The 18725-nt window shown below is 63.1% G+C and carries 16 protein-coding genes and 1 tRNA gene; 8 read left to right on the top strand and 9 right to left on the bottom strand.

Annotation, left to right across the window (positions count from 1 at the left end; all coding sequences use genetic code 11):
* The first annotated feature begins 55 nt into the window (after nucleotides 1-55).
* Both ACYQ12_RS17160 and ACYQ12_RS17155 read left to right on the top strand, forming a co-directional pair.
* Nucleotides 56-1435, top strand: a complete 1380-nt coding sequence (locus tag ACYQ12_RS17160; RefSeq protein WP_459874549.1) for an MFS transporter — start codon at nucleotides 56-58, stop codon at nucleotides 1433-1435.
* Nucleotides 1436-1503: 68 nt separating this feature from the next.
* A complete protein-coding gene (locus ACYQ12_RS17155) occupies nucleotides 1504-2115 on the top strand; it encodes a single-stranded DNA-binding protein (RefSeq protein ID WP_459874101.1) in 612 nt (203 codons plus the stop codon).
* Between the two features lie 594 nt (nucleotides 2116-2709).
* On the opposite strand, the gene ACYQ12_RS17150 is transcribed toward ACYQ12_RS17155, so the two are convergent.
* Nucleotides 2710-2925 (bottom strand): hypothetical protein, encoded by a 216-nt coding sequence (locus ACYQ12_RS17150; RefSeq protein WP_459874098.1) that lies wholly within the window; start codon nucleotides 2923-2925, stop codon nucleotides 2710-2712.
* 1 nt (nucleotide 2926) lies between these two features.
* Between ACYQ12_RS17150 and ACYQ12_RS17145 the strand changes: the two genes are divergently transcribed.
* Complete coding sequence (locus tag ACYQ12_RS17145; protein ID WP_459874096.1) at nucleotides 2927-3562, top strand: hypothetical protein; 636 nt, start codon at nucleotides 2927-2929, stop codon at nucleotides 3560-3562.
* A gap of 269 nt (nucleotides 3563-3831) precedes the next feature.
* A complete protein-coding gene (locus ACYQ12_RS17140) occupies nucleotides 3832-5853 on the top strand; it encodes an acyltransferase family protein (protein ID WP_459874094.1) in 2022 nt (673 codons plus the stop codon).
* Between the two features lie 56 nt (nucleotides 5854-5909).
* On the opposite strand, the gene ACYQ12_RS17135 is transcribed toward ACYQ12_RS17140, so the two are convergent.
* Nucleotides 5910-6776, bottom strand: a complete 867-nt coding sequence (locus ACYQ12_RS17135) for an SMP-30/gluconolactonase/LRE family protein (protein WP_459874092.1) — start codon at nucleotides 6774-6776, stop codon at nucleotides 5910-5912.
* A 168-nt stretch (nucleotides 6777-6944) separates the two neighbouring features.
* On the opposite strand from ACYQ12_RS17135, the gene ACYQ12_RS17130 reads away from it, so the two are divergent.
* Both ACYQ12_RS17130 and ACYQ12_RS17125 read left to right on the top strand, forming a co-directional pair.
* Nucleotides 6945-7817, top strand: a complete 873-nt coding sequence (locus tag ACYQ12_RS17130; protein ID WP_459874090.1) for a sugar nucleotide-binding protein — start codon at nucleotides 6945-6947, stop codon at nucleotides 7815-7817.
* Nucleotides 7814-8575 carry a lysophospholipid acyltransferase family protein gene (locus ACYQ12_RS17125; protein WP_459874088.1) on the top strand — a complete coding sequence of 254 codons (762 nt, stop codon included), beginning with the start codon at nucleotides 7814-7816 and terminating at the stop codon, nucleotides 8573-8575. Before ACYQ12_RS17130 ends, ACYQ12_RS17125 begins: the two co-directional genes overlap by 4 nt.
* Nucleotides 8576-8655: 80 nt before the next feature.
* Here the strand turns inward: ACYQ12_RS17125 and fabB are convergent, their stop codons facing one another.
* Nucleotides 8656-9873: a beta-ketoacyl-ACP synthase I gene (gene fabB, locus ACYQ12_RS17120; RefSeq protein ID WP_459874086.1), complete on the bottom strand. Its 1218-nt coding sequence runs from the start codon at nucleotides 9871-9873 to the stop codon at nucleotides 8656-8658.
* Between the two features lie 13 nt (nucleotides 9874-9886).
* Nucleotides 9887-10402, bottom strand: coding sequence for a 3-hydroxyacyl-[acyl-carrier-protein] dehydratase FabA (gene fabA / locus ACYQ12_RS17115; protein ID WP_459874084.1), 516 nt, complete (start codon nucleotides 10400-10402; stop codon nucleotides 9887-9889).
* A gap of 222 nt (nucleotides 10403-10624) precedes the next feature.
* Between fabA and ACYQ12_RS17110 the strand changes: the two genes are divergently transcribed.
* Nucleotides 10625-12451 carry a putative bifunctional diguanylate cyclase/phosphodiesterase gene (locus tag ACYQ12_RS17110; RefSeq protein ID WP_459874082.1) on the top strand — a complete coding sequence of 609 codons (1827 nt, stop codon included), beginning with the start codon at nucleotides 10625-10627 and terminating at the stop codon, nucleotides 12449-12451.
* A 22-nt stretch (nucleotides 12452-12473) separates the two neighbouring features.
* Here ACYQ12_RS17110 and rapA read toward each other — a convergent pair whose 3' ends face one another.
* Nucleotides 12474-15404: an RNA polymerase-associated protein RapA gene (rapA, locus tag ACYQ12_RS17105; RefSeq protein ID WP_459874080.1), complete on the bottom strand. Its 2931-nt coding sequence runs from the start codon at nucleotides 15402-15404 to the stop codon at nucleotides 12474-12476.
* Between the two features lie 176 nt (nucleotides 15405-15580).
* Entirely contained in the window at nucleotides 15581-16378 is a 798-nt protein-coding gene (locus tag ACYQ12_RS17100) for a TlpA family protein disulfide reductase (RefSeq protein ID WP_459874078.1), read from the bottom strand.
* Between the two features lie 141 nt (nucleotides 16379-16519).
* Between ACYQ12_RS17100 and ACYQ12_RS17095 the strand changes: the two genes are divergently transcribed.
* Nucleotides 16520-16753 (top strand): hypothetical protein, encoded by a 234-nt coding sequence (locus tag ACYQ12_RS17095; RefSeq protein WP_459874076.1) that lies wholly within the window; start codon nucleotides 16520-16522, stop codon nucleotides 16751-16753.
* A gap of 65 nt (nucleotides 16754-16818) precedes the next feature.
* Here ACYQ12_RS17095 and ACYQ12_RS17090 read toward each other — a convergent pair whose 3' ends face one another.
* The 3 genes from ACYQ12_RS17090 to ispB all read right to left on the bottom strand — a co-directional run bounded on the left by ACYQ12_RS17090 (nucleotide 16819) and on the right by ispB (nucleotide 18595).
* Nucleotides 16819-17235, bottom strand: coding sequence for a VOC family protein (locus tag ACYQ12_RS17090; RefSeq protein ID WP_459874074.1), 417 nt, complete (start codon nucleotides 17233-17235; stop codon nucleotides 16819-16821).
* A 208-nt stretch (nucleotides 17236-17443) separates the two neighbouring features.
* A tRNA-Pro gene (locus ACYQ12_RS17085) sits at nucleotides 17444-17520 on the bottom strand.
* Between the two features lie 100 nt (nucleotides 17521-17620).
* Nucleotides 17621-18595 (bottom strand): octaprenyl diphosphate synthase, encoded by a 975-nt coding sequence (ispB, locus tag ACYQ12_RS17080; RefSeq protein WP_459874072.1) that lies wholly within the window; start codon nucleotides 18593-18595, stop codon nucleotides 17621-17623.
* Between the last annotated feature and the right edge of the window lie 130 nt (nucleotides 18596-18725).

Below are 18725 nucleotides of genomic sequence, written 5' to 3'. Positions count from 1 at the left end.
GCGCTTGGACTTTCTGTCCAGGCGACACGCGAGCAACGACGACGCGATTCCCATGATGAAGTCTCACCTATTGACTACCGAGCGCCGTGCCATCATTGGTCTAGCGAGCCTTTATGCTTCTCGCATGCTGGGCCTGTTCATGGTGCTGCCGGTGTTGGCGCTTTATGCCGCTGATCTGGCCGATTCCACTCCCTTGCTGGTCGGCCTGGCCTTGGGCGGTTATGGCCTGACCCAGGCCATCCTGCAAATTCCCTTCGGCCTGCTATCCGATCGCCTGGGGCGCAAGGCGGTCATCGGTGCGGGCCTGCTCCTGTTCCTGATCGGCAGTGTCGTGGCGGCACAGGCGACCACCATTACCGGTGTGATAATCGGCCGCTGCCTGCAAGGTAGCGGCGCCGTGGCCGGTGCCATCATGGCGCTGCTGGCCGATCAGACCCGGGAGGAGGTGCGCACGGCGGCCATGGCCACCATCGGGCTATCCATCGGCGTGGCTTTTGCCATCGCCATGGTGCTCGGACCGCTGATCGCCGATCCCTTCGGGCTGGCGGGCGTCTTCTGGTTTACCGCGCTGCTGGCGGTGGTCAGCATGGTGGTGCTCTGGCGCCTGGTACCTTCCGCGCCACGCCGTGCGCATCGTGATGTGGGGCTGGATCGCTCCCAATTGCGCGCAACCTTGGGGCGTGCCGATCTGTTGCGTCTCGACTTTTCCATCTTCTCGTTGCATCTGATCCTGACGGCGTGCTTTGTGGCACTTCCCTTCCGGCTGGAGGCGCTGGGAATCCCGGCCGCACATCACGGATGGGTCTATCTGCCGGTGATGGGGCTGGCCTTTCTGGGCATGGTGCCGCTGGTGATCATCGCCGAGAAGTACCGCAAGATGAAATCGATATTCGTGGGCGCAGTAGCGGCCATGACCTTGATCCTGCTGGGGCTGGGAGAACTGGCGGAGCAGCGCTGGACCCTGTTCGGGCTGCTGTGGGGCTTTTTCGTGGTGTTCAATCTGCTCGAAGCGACCCTGCCATCGATGATCAGCAAGCTGGCACCGGCGGGAGCCAAGGGTACGGCGATGGGCATCTATTCGACCAGCCAGTTTCTGGGTGCCTTCCTGGGCGGTGTGCTGGGTGGGGCGCTCGCCCAGCATGTCGGGCGCGATGCCGTCTTTCTCGGTGCGGCGCTGCTGGCGGCGGTGTGGCTGCTGGTGGTCTGGAGCATGCCGGCGCCACGCCATCTGTCGAGCGAGATCGTGGCACTCGATGAGCAGGCCATGAGCGGGCTCGACGTCCTGCTCGATCGTGTCGCATCGGTGAAAGGGGTAGAGGATGTCATGGTCGTTCCGGAGGAACGGGTAGTCTATCTCAAGGTGGACCGGCAGCTTCTGGACAATGAGGCCCTGGCCCGGGTGGTGGGAGCGAAACGGGATCAAACTTGCGCCTGAGGGCCCAAGACTTCAAAGACATAGCGATAGCAAACGGCTGCACCGACTGGTAGCGCAAGGAGACAACGATGGCACGTGGTGTGAACAAGGTCATTCTGATCGGCAATCTCGGTCAGGATCCGGAAGTGCGTTTTCTTCCCTCCGGTAACCCGGTGTGCAACCTGCGCATTGCCACCACCGATACCTGGACTGACCGCCAGAGCGGGCAGCGTCAGGAGCGTACCGAGTGGCACTCGGTGGTGATGTTCAACAAGTTGGCGGAAATCGCCCAGCAGTATGTGAAGAAAGGTTCGCGAATCTATATCGAAGGGCGCCTGCAGACCCGCAAGTGGCAGGGGCAGGATGGTCAGGATCGCTACAGCACCGAGATCGTCGCCAACGATATGCAGATGCTCGACTCCCGCAGCGGCCAGGGCGGCGCCGATTATGGCCAGCAGGCCGGCTACGGCGGGGCTCCACAGCAGGGAGGTTATGCAGCGGGTGCGCCACAACAGAGCGGGGGTTATGGCGGTGCTCAAAGCGGTGGTGCCCAAGGTGGTGGCTATGGACAGCCGGCGCAGGGAGGTGGCCAGCCGCGCCCGACTCAGCAGCCTCCTGCCCAGGGCGGCCAGCAGGGTGGCAATTATGGAGCGCCGAATCCGGGAAGCTTCGATGATTTCGATGATGAAATCCCGTTCTGAGCTTAACGGAGAGTAAACGCTGAAGATGAGTCAAAAGCCCGCAAAATGCGGGCTCTTGACTGCTGACAAAACCTTGGTTCTTCGGTCGGGACTTGTTGTCTTTGGGGAATGCTGGATATCCCGACCCTCCCCCCCGCATGAGCCGAAGGTGGCCATGCGCCGGCGGCTGGTACCTTCGATCATCCGCTCGGTGCATCGATGCTGTTATCGATCTCCCCTTCATCCGCGACGAGCCCTTCCAGTGGTGCTGCAAGACAACGGCCGCCCGCGCTGGGCCCCGCTCCCTTATTCGAGGCCCGGGTCAGCGGCTACCTGTTCGGCCGACATTCGCAGCGAGCGCCAGCTCGTCCGGCGTTACAGGTGAACGTGGCCTATCGCCGGCTCCTGGGCTTGCGCTTGATCGACAAGGTAACCGGACGCCTCGGCCTTCCGTCAGCACCGGCGCTGGCGGTTCGTGATGGCTATCGTACCGCGGCTGTTCGATCATGTGGCGAAGCAGGCCGTGGAACAGGATCAGATGGACGTTCGTATGCGGTACAGGTACACCGGCAGCGCTCATCTTCTCGGAGATGGACTATGCTTAAGCATCGGCTTTTATAGGCAGATCGCCGCGCCGGCGAGCTGCCGTCCAGCCTTCTGGGCTGTCAATCGATAGCCGATGATCTTCGCGTCGCGGGCCGCTGTTGCCCGGGACGCCGAGCAGACGCCAGAGCCGATTCGGATCGCCGCCGAATAGAAGCCGCCGCGGCGCCCTGCGTTCGGCCGCGTCTGACAGGGCATGATGACATTCCTGAACAGACGGAGCAGCATTATGAACCCGATACATACCGCCTTTTTCCTTGGAATTTCCGCCGTTGCGGCGATAGGGCCCGGCACTGTCGCCGCGGCCCAGCCGTCGCAGCACTTCGTCGCACAGGTCGCGCCTCTTAACACGGAGAAGGTAGGAACGTCCGCGAAAGGTACGGCGACCTTCGACATCGCCGAGGGTCAGCTGACGATCACGGTCGACGCCGAGGGGCTGACACCGGGCATGCATCTGCAACATTATCACGGCTTTCCCGAGGGACGTGACGCGACCTGTCCAGCGGCGGATGCCGACACCAATGGCGACGGCCTCATTGACCTGATCGAGACCGAGCCGATGGCTGGAACGACCATGGTCCCGTTCCACGCCAACCCCGCGAGTCTGACGATCGCCAACGACACCTATCCTGAAGTCGGCCAGGACGGTTCGTTGCACTACGAGCAAACCGTCTCGGTGGACGACCTGGAAAAGGCGCTTCAGGAGAAATTCGGTGTTTCGGAGCTTGCGCTGGAGGATCGTGTGGTCTTCCTGCACGGCGTCGGCCCGAACGTCTCGCTCCCCGATACGGCGCAATCTCTGCCCGACGTGCCGGCACATGTCACTCTGCCGGTCGCCTGCGGAACCATCGAAGCGGTGGATTAGTTGCGCGAAGCAGATCGGCGGTCCGGCTGACACCGCTTCGTGCGTTCGATGCCTCCGAAGGTTGGGCACCCGCCCTTCGGGCATTTCCACGAGTAAGCCATTGTGTCCTCGGGCCAAGCCGGCAAGCCAGCCATCCGACGTTAGAAGGGCATGGCAAGCCGTCACCGCGAAATGATGGGGTTTTTGGTCACGCCATCCAGGATTTTGATTATTGAGACGCCAGCAGGCCTGGGGTATCAAGGAGGTAAATTTCACTGCCTGGGTGCCTTATGAGTGTCGTCGCTGCAAAAAAAGCCTACCGGCCCGAAATCGAAGGGCTGAGGGCATTGGCGGCTGGCCTGGTGGCGGTGTTTCATGTGTGGCTGGGCGGCGTGTCGGGTGGCGTTGACGTCTTTTTCGTCGTATCCGGTTTTCTTGTCACGACCACCCTGGTTTCCCAGCATCAGACGCATGGCCGGGTCGTGCCGTTAGCCTTCTGGGCGAACTTGGCCAAGCGGCTGTTCCCCAGTGCGTTTCTCGTCATATTCGTGACTGCGGTCGTGGGGATTCTCGTCCTGCCCCAAGTGTTGTGGGTCGACACCATTCGCCATGCGGCGGCCTCGTTGGTCTATCTGGAAAACTGGCAGTTGGCGTTCGATGCGGTGAATTACCTGGCCCAGGGCATGGAGGCCACGCCTTATCAACACTATTGGGCCCTCGCGGTACAGGGACAGTTCTACGTGTTATGGCCGCTACTGATGCTGATGGTGCTGTGGGGATCGGCACGTCGCGCTTCATCCATCCGGCGGCGCCTCAGCGGGGCTTTCGTGGCGGTGTTCCTGGCCTCCTTGTGCTACTCCGTCATTGCAACGCGGCATAACCAGCAGTTCGCCTATTACGATACGCTGGCGCGAGTATGGGAGTTCGCGTTAGGAGGCTTGCTGGCCGTATGGATACGCGATCTGCATTTCTCGCGCATTGTCAGCTTTATCCTCGGCTGGATGGGGCTGGTAGGGTTGCTGGCATGCGGATTCATTCTGGATGTATCCAATCGGTTTCCCGGCTACGTTGCGCTGCTGCCGACTCTGAGCGCCGTATGTCTGTTGATCTCGGGGAACCGTTCCACCAGGGGAAGTGCGGCGGCGTGGTTATCGAAACGGCCTTTCGTCAGCCTGGGGGGCATTTCCTACGCTTTCTATCTATGGCATTGGCCGGTGCTGATCTTCTTCCGCCATCTGACACGTGATCCCGAGATATCCCTGCTGGAAGGAAGTGCCATCCTCGCGGTTGCGTTGATGATGGCCATTGTCTCGACACGCCTGCTGGAGAACCCGGTTAGAACCTCGGCGCTGGGAAAGGCCCGTCCCATCAAGACTTTTGCCGTCATGGCGCTACTGTGCCTGCCGGCTGCCGCCGCGGTGGGAGGCTGGGCGGGCTATACCAAGGAGGTCCTGCTTTCGGACATGACGCCGCTGAACCTCGATGACCCGAACTACCCGGGAGCTCGAGCGCTTTCCGGCGTCGGGTATGTGCCGCTCGGGGAGACCAAGCTTCATCCCAGCCCCGTCAACGCGCGGCGGGATCGACCGAAACCGTATGCCGACCAGTGTCAGCAGCAGTCGATGCGGCCGGAACTGCTACGCTGCGCATATGGCAAGCGGGATGCCGATACGGTGATTGCCATCGTCGGCGGCTCGCACTCAGTGCAGTGGGTGCCGGCCTTCGAGGTGTTTGCGGAAGCGGAAGGTTATAAAATCGTCAACTATACCAAGAGCTTCTGTCTTTTCTCTTCGCCAGAGGGCTTTGGCAAAATATACGAATATCCCTCCTGTACCGAGTGGAATGCGCGATTGATGGATGAATTGATCGCCACGCAACCGGATCTGGTCTTCACCCTTTATTCGCGTGACAGTGGGGAGAAGGAGCATGTACCGCAAGGTTATCTCGACTGGTTTCATCGCCTGGCAGAGCATGGGATTCGTGTGCTTGCCGTACGCGACAACCCCTGGATGCCCTTCGAGCCTTCGACATGCGTCGAGCTGCATGGCGTGGCTTCGAACCAATGTCGAGTGTCGCGAGATGCCATGCTGTCGAGAACCGATCCGGCCGATTCCGTCAGGGATAGCCTGGGCAATGTCTCCTTCATCGATTTTTCACGGTTCTTCTGCGATGCGGATAATTGCTTTCCCGAGGCGGGCAACGTGCTGATCTATCGCGACTCCCATCACATCACGACGTCCTACATGCGTACGCTTGCTGCTTACCTCAGGCCCCAAGTCAAGGCGGCGATGAATCACTCCCCCTCAACATAGCCCGCGCTCTGACGATCAATACGATATGCGCCGGTCGGCATTGGCCATGCCTGCCCCTATCCAGCGAATCGGTCGGCGGGCAGGCCGGTAACGCCGGGCATGGCCCGGAACAGCCTTCCGGCCTGGGGGGCCTCGTCGCAGCCCACCGCAGCAGTGGTAATGTATAATTCACGGTAATCGTCACCGCCGAAGGCGCACGAGGTGACTCGGGAGGCAGGCACCTCGACGATGCGTTCGGGGGAGCCGTCCGGCAGGAAGCGGGTGACACGTCCACCATCCCAATGGGCGACCCACAAGCCGCCCTGTGCATCGCAGGTCATGCCGTCGGGATAGCCGTCAGACTCGGCGAATCGGAGATGAACGCGCTTGTTGGCGAGTTTGCCGTGACGATCCAGGTCGAAGGCGTATACCGTGCGGGCCGGGCTATCGGTATGGTAGAGCGTCGTGCCGTCAGGGCTGACGGCGGGACCGTTGGCGACGGTATAGCCAGTGTCAGCTTTCAGCAGGCCACGCTCATCCAGACGGTAGAGATTGCCCGTATCTGCCGTTTCGGCATCGTTCATCGAGCCGAACCAGAGACGCCCTGTCGGATCCGCCTTGCCGTCGTTGAAACGGTTGCCGAGATGTTCCGCCTCCGGTCGGGCGATCTCCCTTTCCACATGCGGCCCTTCGTCATCGAGAGTGAGATGCACGACACGCGAGCGTAGCCCGGCGATGAAGCCCGGGCCGCTGGTGCGCGGCACCAGCCAGCAGCAGGCTTCCTCCAGCGACCAGACGCATGTCTCGTTGCGGCCGGGGAAATGAGCCATCAAGCGACTGCCGCGGATGTCGACGAATAACAGGGCCTGATGCTCTGGCGACCAGAGGGGGCCTTCTCCAAGTTGAGCCCGTCCTGTCCAGACCGGGGTGGCGGTGATCCTCATGACTAATCCTTGGGATAGCGGTCGAATGTTCCTTATGGTGCCGCAAATGGAAGCACCTGAGAATGCCGCGAGGCACGACGAACGGATGACAGAAGCCGAGGGAAGTGTAAGTATGGTCGCCCCGGCGAGATCCGTGACCGAACGACTGCATAACATCGAGGGAAATCTGTGAAGCTGTTGCTGGTTGATGCGGGACACTGCCTTAACCTGGCGCTCGCGCGCGAGGCCAACCGACGCAGCGATACCGAGCTGCTGATCATGGAAACCGCACAGGCCACGCCTGCCCAGTTGGAAGAGCTGGCGCCCGACGCACTGATCATCCCGCCACTGAGCGAGCCGGCCCAGGCCGAGCCGGCTGCCGTTGTCGCCCATGCCGAAAATGTCGAAACGAATCTTGAAGCCTGCCGCCAGGCGGGGGTCCCGCTAGTCTGGTGCGTGGCCGATCAGCTTTACGAGGATGGCGCGGACATTCCCATCGACGAGCATGTGATCCCCACCCCGCGTGACGAGAGTCTCCAGCGTCTCATCCTTACGGGAGATCGCATTCGCCAAAGTCATGGCGAGCATTTCATCATCCGTCTGGGGCCGCTGTTCGCGCTGGAAGGTGCCCACGCCTGGCTGTCAGAGCTGATCGACACGCTGGTGAGCGGTCAGGAGGTGCGTGTTGCAGAGGACATCATTCTGTGTCCGACATCGGTGGATGCCGTGGCGATGGCGCTGATCGGCATGCTGCAGCAGCAGGCCAGCGGCGCCGGTGCCTGGGGGGCTTACCATTTGGCCGGTACCGAGCCGGTCAGCCCCTACGCCTTCGCCTCGATGGTGCGGACCCAGTTGCTGACCCGGCTCGAGGGGCTCGGGCATGCCGTGACGCTGGGGGAGCTCAAGGCGCTCAATCATCATCATGATCAACCGCTGCGCCGGGTACTCAACTGTCGGCGTGTGCTGGAGGCCTTCGGCGTCCACCAGAAGCCTTGGCGGCTGGAACTGGGGCGCATGCTGGATGCTTGGTGCGAGGCCTACCGGGGAGAGTGCAAGCCATGAACGTCATACGCAGCCTGCTGTTCTATCTGGGGTACTTTCTGGCGCTGATCGTTTCCGGTGTGCTGTTCCTGCCACTGGGCGTGTTTCTTCCGCTGCGTTCCCGCTATGGCCTGTTCAATCTCTACAACCGTTTCATCCTCCGCTGGCTGACCTGGACCTGCGGCGTGCGCTATCGGATCATCGGCCGTGAAAATGTGCCGGAAGGACCCTGCGTGGTGCTCGCCAATCATCAGAGCGAGTGGGAGACCGTCTATCTCCAGCTGCTCAAGTCTCCGATCTGCACGGTACTCAAGCGTGAACTGCTGCGCATTCCCATCTTCGGCTGGGGATTGCGCCTGCTCGAACCGATCCCCCTGGATCGCTCCAAACCCGCCCGCGCCATGCGCCAGGTGCTGCAGGTCGGCACTCAGCGCCTGCAGAACGGTCTTTCAGTGCTGATATTCCCCGAAGGCACCCGGGTCGAGCCGGGCCAGCGTCGCCGTTACAACAAGAGCGGTGCCGTCATCGCCTGCCGCGCCGGGGTGCCGGTGCTGCCGGTGGCGCACAATGCGGGCGAACGCTGGCCCGGGCGCCACTGGGTCAAGAACCCGGGGCGGTTGACCGTCGTCGTGGGGCCCCCCATTGCCACACAGGGGCGTACGGCAGAAGACGTGCTGGTGGATGTCGAAAGCTGGATCGAGGCGCGTCTGGAAGAGATATCCGAAGTGCCGCGTCCCGCCACGGCTACCGAGACGGCGCCAGCCAAGCTGCCGGTCTGATCGGTCCCGAGGCTACAGGATTACAGGATAGAAAAAGGGCGCCTCCTGCGAGGCGCCCTTGAGGCTGAGCAATCGCTCCGTCAGTCCCGATAACGCTCCAGTACCAGACAGGCATTCGTGCCACCGAAGCCGAAGCTGTTGGACAGCACACGGTCGAGTTTCACGTTGTCGCGACGCTCGAGCACAATGTCGAAGCCATCGGCTTGCTCATCGAGCTGAGTAACGTTGGCCGAGGCGGCAATGAAGTCGTGCTCCATCATCAACAGGGAGTAGATGGCTTCCTGCACGCCGGTCGCACCCAGCGAGTGGCCGGTCAGCGACTTGGTGGAACTCATGGCCGGCGTCTTGCTGCCGAAGACCTCGCGGATGGCCTTGAGTTCGGCGACGTCGCCTACAGGCGTCGAGGTGCCATGGGTGTTGATGTAATCGATACCGCCTTCGACGTTGTGCAGTGCCTGCTTCATGCAGCGTGCCGCACCTTCACCGGACGGTGCCACCATGTCGAAACCGTCGGAGGTAGCGCCGTAGCCGACCACTTCAGCGTAGATCTTGGCGCCGCGCGCCTTGGCGTGCTCCAGCTCCTCGAGCACGACCATACCGCCGCCGCCAGCGATGACAAAGCCGTCACGGGCCGTGTCGTAAGGGCGCGACGCCTTTTCCGGCGTGTCATTGTAGCTGGTGGACAGTGCGCCCATGGCATCGAAAAGGCACGATAGCGTCCAGTGCTCTTCCTCGCCGCCGCCAGCGAAGACGACGTCCTGCTTGCCCAGCTGGATCTGCTCGACGGCATTGCCGATGCAGTGAGCCGACGTTGCACAGGCCGATGAGATGGAGTAGTTGATGCCCTTGATCTTGAATGGCGTAGCCAGACAGGCAGAGACAGTGCTGCCCATCGTCCGTGTCACGCGATACGGACCGACACGGCGCAGCCCCTTGTCCCGCAGTACATCGGCGGCCTCCACCTGGTTGGCGCTGGATGCGCCGCCCGAACCGGCGATCAAGCCAGTCCGCTCATGCGACACCTGCGCTTCGCTCAGGCCGGCATCTTCGATGGCCTGAGCCATGGCGATGTAGGCATAAGCGGCGGCATCGCCCATGAAGCGAAGTTGCTTGCGGTCGATCAGCGCCTCGAGGTCGACATCGACCACACCGGCGACATGGCTACGGAAACCTCGTTCGGCATACTCTTCCTTGAAGCGGATGCCGGAGCGCCCAGCCTTGAGCGCGTCGAGAACTTGTTGCGCGTCATTGCCCAGGCAAGAAACGATACCCAGGCCGGTGACCACCACTCGTCGCATGGGAGCCTCCCGATCAGAAGTTCGCAGTGGAGGTAAACAGGCCGACACGGAGGTCTTTGGCCTGATAGATTTCCTGGCCGTCCACGGCCACGGTGCCATCGGCAATACCGAGAATCAGGCGGCGGGCAATGACCTTTTTCATATGAATATGATAGGTAACCTTGCCTGCATCCGGCAGGATCTGGCCGGAGAACTTGACTTCGCCACATCCCAGCGCCCGGCCGCGTCCCGGATTGCCGAGCCAGCCTAGATAGAAGCCGACCAGTTGCCACATGGCGTCGAGTCCCAGGCAGCCAGGCATGACCGGGTCGCCCGGGAAATGGCACTGGAAGAACCAGAGGTCGGGATGGATGTCCAGCTCGGCGACCAGTTCGCCTTTGCCGTATCTTCCGCCCTCTTCGTGGATATGCACGATGCGATCGAGCATCAGCATATTGGGTGCCGGCAGCTGGGCATTGCCTGGGCCAAACAGTTCGCCCTGACTGCAGGCGAGCAGTTCTTCATGACTAAAGGAGTGTTGCTTGGTCACTGAGTCGTTCCGAGAGTCGAAATTATAATGTGCCGCGCAAAGCGCAACACATGCAGTAGTCTACTGGCTGAACTCGGTTAATGCACGCGAGGCCCAGCCTAACGGGACAAAGCGGCGGGCATGATCGTGTCAGGATCGGGACCATGGCTTGCGTTGTCCGTAACAGGCGGGGCATGATGCGAAAAGTTTTGTTTATCAGAGATCTGTTGCCGATGAAATGCCATGTGGCCTCCATTTTCGCTTAACCGCCCTTTCGTCTGGATGGGCCTGGCGGCGCTGGTGTCGCTGATCTGGCTACCCAGCGTGATGCTGCGCCTGGCCGCACTGACGATGGTGGCGATCGGGCTGTACGACGCCTGGCGCCAGGTGCGTCTCGAGAGTCGCCGCCTGCGCCTGACCGAAGAGGCGCTCCGATTGTCGCATGACGGGGTCGTGATCTCCGATGCCGATAATCGTATCGTGACCGTCAATCCCGCCTTTACCCAAATCACCGGTTACACGCACGAGGAAGTGCGCGGGCTCGACCCCTCGGTATTGTCGTCCGGGCGCCACGACAAGGCGTTCTACGATCGTTACTGGCAGTCGTTGCAGGCCACGGGGCGCTGGGAGGGGGAGATATGGAACCAGCGCAAGCATGGCGACCAGTATCCCGAATGGCTGCGGGTCCAGGCCTACCAGGACCCCAAGGGGCGCGTGACGCACTATGTCGCGCTGTTCACTGACATCAGTCGGCACAAGGCACGTGAGCAGGACCTGCGGCGTATCGGCTTCGAGGATCCCCTGACCGGGCTACCCAACCGGCGCAGGCTGCACGACCTGCTCGCTTCGCGTCTGCGCCGGCTGCGTGCCGGCGAAGTCCTCGACATGGCATTGATCGACATCGATGGATTCAAGTCGGTCAATGACGGTCTCGGAGTCGACAGCGGTGATCGCCTGCTGGCACGCTTCGGTCAGCGTTTGGCATCGCATGTGGCCGGCGGCGTCGTCGGGCGCCTGGGCGGCGACGAGTTCATGGTGATTCGTACCACGACCTTCGACGATCATGAGCAGTGGGTTGCTGGACTGCGTGCACATTTGAGCGAACCGTTCGAGATCAACGAGGCGTCGTTGCGTCTGGGGCTGACCATCGGCAGCTGCCGTGCCCCCGAAGATGGCACGGACTCGGGTGTGCTGTTCCAGCGTCTGGAGTCCGCGCTGTATACCGCCAAGCGTCATGGCCGTAACCACGATCGGCGCTTTCGCCCCTCGCTCGACATGGAAGGGGATCGCCAGCTGGCCCTGCTCAACGAACTGCGTCGTGCCCTGGCCCATGGCAGTCAGCTGGAGTTGCATTACCAGACCCAGCATCGGCTCGTCGACGGAGGACTGGTGGGGATGGAGGCGTTGCTACGCTGGAAGCATCCTCAGCATGGCATGGTCTCGCCCGCGGACTTCATTCCCCTGGCCGAACGTCACGGCCTGATGCCCGCCCTGGGCAACTGGGTCATCGACCAGGCCGTGGCTCAATTGGCGGCATGGCGCGGCAGCGGCATGCCCCAGGTGCCGCTGTGGATCAACATCTCCGCACTGCAACTGATCCAGGGCGATCTGGAATCGCGTCTCGCAGCGGGCCTGGCACAGCATCACGTATCGGCCTCGCTGTTGGGGCTGGAACTGACGGAATCGGTGCTGCTGGACGAGCGGGCGGGTGACATCTCGCCCCGGCTAAGCGCGTTGCGCGCCAAGGGGCACCCGATCGCCATCGACGATTTCGGTACCGGCTACTCTTCGTTGGCCTATCTCAAGCGTCTGCCGGTGGATAAGCTGAAGCTGGACCGCGCATTCATCCGCGCGCTACCCGACGATCGCGCCGATGCTGCGATTACCTCGGCGGTGCTGGCCATGGCGAGGGGGCTCAAGCTCGAGGTCGTCGCGGAAGGCGTGGAAACCCCGGCGCAGCGGGATTTCCTGATCGCCCAGGGCTGCCCGCTCGTTCAGGGCTTCCTGTACGCCCGTCCCGAAAGTGCCGCCGACGTCGAGGCGCGCCTCATGGAGCCCATCGCGCCCTAGCCGTCAGGCGGCACTCCCTGCGTCAACGCTCGGGGTCGACCGTGACGACTACCCGCACGGCATCGAGGCGCAGGCGGGTACCGTCGATGGCGATGTCCAGCGCCTGACGCTCCTGTTCGAGAGCTGCAATCTCGGCGTCGCGCACGGCCGGGTTGTGCTGGGCCAGCGCCCGCAGACGGGCCAGTTCGGTATCGAGCGTGTCGCGCATGCGCTGCTGAGCGGCTTCGATGATGCTCGGCAGTTCACGCTCGGCTTCGCTCTCCCCTTGGGTCATGAGTTCCCGCAACTGGTCGTGGCGCGACTTGATGAGATCCCGTGCCATGGCTTTCTTGACCTTCTGCAGGTTCTTGGCCAGGCCGGTGAAGGAGACCTTGGCGGAGAGGTTGGTGCCGGACTCGTCGAGCAGCACGCGCACTGCGGTCGCCGGCAGGAAGCGATTGACGTGCAGGCGCGACGGGGCCGGGCAGTAGGTGCGAAACACCAGCTCCACCATCAGGCGTCCTCCGGGAATCGCCGGGTGCGCAAGCAGCGCCAGCGCCGTGTTGCCCATGGCGCCCTCGAGGATACGCCCCATCATCTCGCGTACCAGCGGATGTTCCCAGGAGAGCCGCTGCACGTCGTCGCGGGCCAGCGCCCGGGCCCGGGAATAGGTGGCGCTGAATCCCTCCTCCCCCTTGGCCAGACCCGGCAGGCCGTCGAGCATGTGCGAGCCGGGCAGCAGATGGATGAGATCGCCGCCCAGCTCCTGGCTTTCGACGCCGAAGATGTCCAATGCCTGTTCCACGTAGCGGGGCAGGGCGGCATCCTCGTCGAGTTCACGGATCGCTTCGATGACGGCCTCGGCGCGTTGCGGGCGGCAGGCGTTGAGTTCCAGCAGGCGATTGCGTCCGGCATCGCGCTCGGTCAGGCGTGCCTCGAACAGTTCGCGGGTCTCCCTGATGATCTCTTCGAGCGACTCCGGATCGAGCAGGGCGTCAGCCAGCGCGTCACCGAAGGCGTCGTACAGGTCGCTGCCCACGCCATGCGGCGCGCTGAAGGCATCCATACCTTCGCGATACCAGCGCAGCAGGTGCTCGACAGGGGTGTCGGCAAATACCGGCACGTGGATTTCGATGGCATGCCGTTGGCCGATGCGGTCGAGGCGGCCGATACGTTGTTCGAGCTGATCGGGGTGCACCGGCAGGTCGAACATCACCAGATGGCGGCAGAACTGGAAATTGCGCCCCTCGGAACCGATCTCGGAGCAGATCAGCAACTGGCTGCCCTCTTCCTCGTCGGCGAAGGCGGCCGCCGCACGGTCGCGTTCGATCAGGCTCAAGCCCTCGTGGAATACCGGGGCGTGCACGCCGCCAAGGACCCGCAATCCTTCGGCCAGGCCGATGGCCGTTTCGCGATCGTGAGCGATCACCAGCATCTTGTCGCGGCCCACCTCGGTGAGCCGTTCCAGCAGCCAGGTCACGCGTGGATCGAATTGCCACCAGGGCTCGGTATTGAGCGGGTCGTCGGGCAGCGCGCGATACATGGCATCGAGATAGAGCACGACATCCGGGTGATCGAGGCCCGTCTCGATCAGCAGTTCGTCGAGGTAGTCCTCGTCACGGCTCAGGCGGCGCAGCACGCGGCGATAGGATGAGGGCAGCTCGAGCGGGCTGACGTGCAGATGGCGCTCAGGGAAGCCGCCCACATGGCGCCGACTGTTGCGGAACATCACGCGGCCGGTGCCGTGACGGTCGAGAAGCTGCTCGCGCAACTGGCGGCGGGCTGCATCACGTTGAGCATCGCCGCTTTCGGGATCGGTGAGCGTATCCAGCAGAGCCTGACTGTCGCCGTCGTCGATGACGGCACCCACACTGTCGCGGTCGGTGGCGCTGCCCGGCAGGCGCTCCAGGGCATCGATCGCCTCAGCTACCTGCGCATAGCCGTGCTCCTCGGCGCGGAAGCGCTCCATATCGTAATAACGATCCGGGTCGAGCAGGCGCAGGCGGGCGAAGTGGCTCTCCAGCCCCATCTGCTCCGGAGTGGCGGTTAGCAGCAGTACGCCGGGAATGGAGGCAGCCAGGCGCTCCACACAGGCATAGCCTTGGCCGCTGGCCTCCGGCGTCCACTCCAGGTGGTGCGCCTCGTCGACGATCAGCAGGTCCCAGCGGCTCTGCTCGGCTTGCTCCTGACGGTGCGGATTGGCGAACAGCCACTGCTGGCTGGCCAGGATCAGCTGCCCCGCCTCGAAGGGATTGGCGCTGCCGTGGGCCTGGCTCTGCTGCTCGTCGAGCAGGGTCACTTCCAGCGAGAAGCGCCGCAGCAGCTCCACCAGCCATTGATGGGTGAGGCTGTCGGGCACAAGGATCAGCGCCCGCTCGGCGCGGCCGTTGAGCAGCAGCCGATGCAGGACCAGTCCGGCTTCGATGGTCTTGCCCAGCCCGACCTCGTCGGCGAGCAGAACCCGCGGCGCATGGCGGCGAGACACTTCATCGGCAATGTAGAGCTGATGCGCGATCAAGTCGATGCGTGGGCCGGCCAGCCCGAGAGCGGGATGCTGCTCGATGCGGTGATGATGATGCAGGGTGCGAAAACGCAGGTTATACCAGTCGTTGCGATCGACCTGGCCGGTCAGCAGGCGATCGCGCGCCTGATGAAAGCGCATGTTGTCGGAGAGCCGGGCTTCGGGAAGCTCGCGGAGCGTGCCTTCAGCGTCTTCGCCGATATAAACGATGAGGCCATCGACCTCCTTGGTGTCTTCGACAATCAGCATCGAGCCGTCCGCCGCTTCGATGCGGTCACCGCTGCCGAAGGCGACGCGGGTGAGCGGCGCCTGACGAATGCTGTAGGTGCGAGTTTCCTGGCTGGCGGCGAACAGGACGGTAACGGTACGGAAGTCGCAGCTCAGGATAGTGCCCAGGCCCAGTTCGGCCTCGCCATCGCTGATCCAGCGCTGGCCGGGGATGAATTCGCTCATTGTGCCTCGGGATGTCGTGAAACGATGCATGACGGTCGCTGCCCGGCGGTGCCGATGCCGGGCGCCCCGACAATAGGGCGCGGTATCTTACCGGAAAGCGCGGCCCTGCTTAAGAGGGCGGTCGCGAGCTTTTGTCGAAGCGCGTCAGAACCTTGGCTGCCTCGGGAGGCCGGCAGTCAAGGGCTGAGCCAGGCCTGTAGCTGACTGCGTGAAAGCTCGCCGACATGCTGTCGCTGCAATTGTCCGCGGGTATCGAACAGCAGGGAGGTGGGCAGGCCGGGGGATTCGGCCAGCGCCATGAGCCGCTGGCGGGGGTCGAGCAGGACCTGCTGGAAGTCCAGTTCCCGGTCATCGAGAAAGCGCACCACCTGCAGCAGTGACTCACCCTGGTTGACCATGACGACAGTGACGTCGTCGCGAGCATCCACCTCGGCGAGCAGTGGCATCTCACGCAGGCAAGGAGGGCACCAGGTGGCCCAGAGATTGACCATCAGGCGCTGCCCCGCGAGTTGCTGCAGGTCGACCGGGGTGCCGTCGAGCCGCGTCAGCGTCAGTTGCGGCAGCTCGGTCATGGACATGTCCCCCGACAGGGGATGCCATAGCATCAGCAGCATCCACAGCACGGCACTGCTCAGCAGCAGCAATAGCCCCTTGAGCAGGGCGACGAGACGATGGCGCAGCGCCCAGGCTGTCCATAGTGCCGCGGCCAGCAGGCCGCCGGCCGGGCTGTAGCCGGGCTGCCAGAACTTGAGAATGTCCAGGGGCGACGTCAGGTAGGCGTCGGGATGGATCAGGGCATGTCCGAGGCGGGCCCCTGCAATGCCGGTAAGCAGCAGGCCGCTGTACCAGCGAGCATGGAGCGGGCGAGGCAGGCGCATGAGGACGGCACTGGCCATCAGCAGGGCGAGAGCGGCCGCGAAAGCGTAGAGGCGAGGCAGCGAGATGAGCAGGGGGCCGAGGGCGAGGGCGTCCATTGCGGGGGCTTGGCTCTTGTGCAGGGAGTGGTCAGGGGTCGGTTCTGAGCAACGGTCAGGATACAATGCCCAGCCTAATGGCATCGCGCCGCGGTGTCAGCCGTGTCCCATCTTCTCGCAGATTTCATACCGGAGTCCGCTATGGCCTCATCGCCCGGTCGTCGGCCGGATCGTCTTCGCGCCACGGCAATCACCAGCCAGGCCGTCGGTTTCATCCTGATCATCGTGCTCGAAACTTGGCTGGGAGACGCGGCCCGCAAATGGCAGGGCGTGACGCTCGCCTTCATGCTGGTCGCTGCGCTGGGGGTGGCCCTGATGCGTCACTATCGTCGCAACAAGAGGCGCAAGGCCGCTGAGGAGCGTGCCGGGAAGTGACGGGGCAGCCGGCCAGGCGCATCTGATGGCCTGGCGCTAAAGGAGCCCGTGATCGGGAAGGCGTCTCAGAACATCCGGGCAGTGCCTGCGACCGAAGGCGAGCAGCGTCGCGGATCGATACTCGCCACCGCGAGGCTGTGCCCTTCGGGCAGCGTGCAGCGCAGCACTCGCCAGGCGCAGCTGCGTGAGGCGCTGTGGAGCCCCTCGAAGAGGTGGGCGCCGCTCGCAAGCAAGCGGGGGCTGAGCATGTCGAACTCGTCTACAGCGACCTCGAGGGTCACATGTTGTGCGGGGGCAGGCAGGGTGTCGGCAATCAGCATCAATACCTGCGAGTTGCCATTGGCGTGCCGCCCCAGCTCATAGCAGGTCGCTGTTGGCGTCTGCAGCAGCAGCTCAAGCCCCAGTGTGTCGCTGAAGACGCGCTGCATGCCGTCGAGATCCAGCACGCGTAGCACGGACGCGCCTAGAGAAAGACGCTGCATGGGAGGTCCCCGTCGCAAGACATGACATCAGTATGAAGTGGCCTGACGGGGGACGCCGGAAGATTTTATCGATACGGTCAATCGCGTACGGCTATGACGAGGTGGGGTAGACGATACGAATACGAGAAGGCGTCGTTGGGGAGCCGAAGCCGAAAAACAAAAACCGCCACTCGGTTATTTCCGTAAGTGGCGGTTTCGCGGGAAATTCTGGTCGGAGTGATAGGATTTGAACCTACGACCCCTGCCTCCCGAAGACAGTGCTCTACCAAGCTGAGCTACACTCCGATATTGTCGGGCGCTTGGCTCGACGGGGGTGAATTATACGCATCCCGTCCGGTCATGCAACCCTTGACGGCCCACTTCGAAGCAAATCCTCTGTTCCGGCTCAGGCCTGGCGCTCTACCGCCAGATGGGCGAGCCGAACCATGCTGTCGCGATAGGGACTGTCGGGTAGGGCATCGAGTTGAGCCAGGGCCTTGCCGGCCATCTCTTCGGCCCGGGCGCGAGTATAATTCAGCGCCCCCGTTTCCTGCACGATGGCAAGTACCTCGCCGAGCTGCTCCAGGCCGCCTTGGCGAATCGCTTGACGTATGAGGCGGGCCTGCTCGGCGGTGCCGGTCGCCATGGCCTGGATGAGTGGCAGGGTGGGTTTGCCCTCGGCGAGATCGTCGCCGACGTTCTTGCCCATGGTCGTCGCGTCGCCCTGATAGTCGAGCAGGTCGTCCACCAGCTGGAAGGCAAGGCCCAGGTAGCGGCCATAGAGCTTGAGCGCCTCTTCCTCGCGGGGGGAGGCACCGGCCAGCACTGCGCCGCTGTGCGACGCTGCCTCGAAGAGCATTGCGGTCTTGCCCTGGATGGTTTCGAAGTAGGCGGCTTCGTCGACGTCCGGGTTGCCGACATTGGTCAGCTGCAGGACTTCGCCTTCGGCAATGGTGCAGGTGGCGGCGGAGAGAATTTCCATGACCCGCATCGAGCCGACATTGACCATCATCTGGAACGAGCGCGAATAGAGGAAATCACCGACCAGGACCGAGGGGGCATTGCCCCAGGCATCATTGGCGGTAGCCTTGCCGCGGCGCATGCTCGACTCGTCGACGACATCGTCGTGCAGTAACGTCGAGGTATGCATGAATTCGATCAGCGTGGCCAGGGTGATGTGCTTGTCACCCTGATAGCCCAGCGCACGAGCGGCGAGCAGGACCAGAAGCGGACGCAGCCGCTTGCCGCCGCTTTCGATGATGTAGCGACCTATGGTCTCGACGAGCGGTACCCGAGAGGCAAGCTGGGCGAGGACGGTGCGATCGACGGCGGCGAAATCCTCTGCCACCGCCGCATGGATGGGCGATGCGTCAGGCTGCATGAGTCGGCTTGTCACGAAAGGGTTGGGCTGCGCGGTGGCGGGCCTTGGGCAGCAGCTATGCTAGGGGGCGCTCCGGAGGGCGTCAAGGCAGCACCGCAGTATGAGAGAAGACTAAACCTGTTACCAGAAT

The organism is Halomonas shantousis, assembly GCF_054654615.1.
This window is presented reverse-complemented; position numbering and strand designations above follow the sequence as displayed.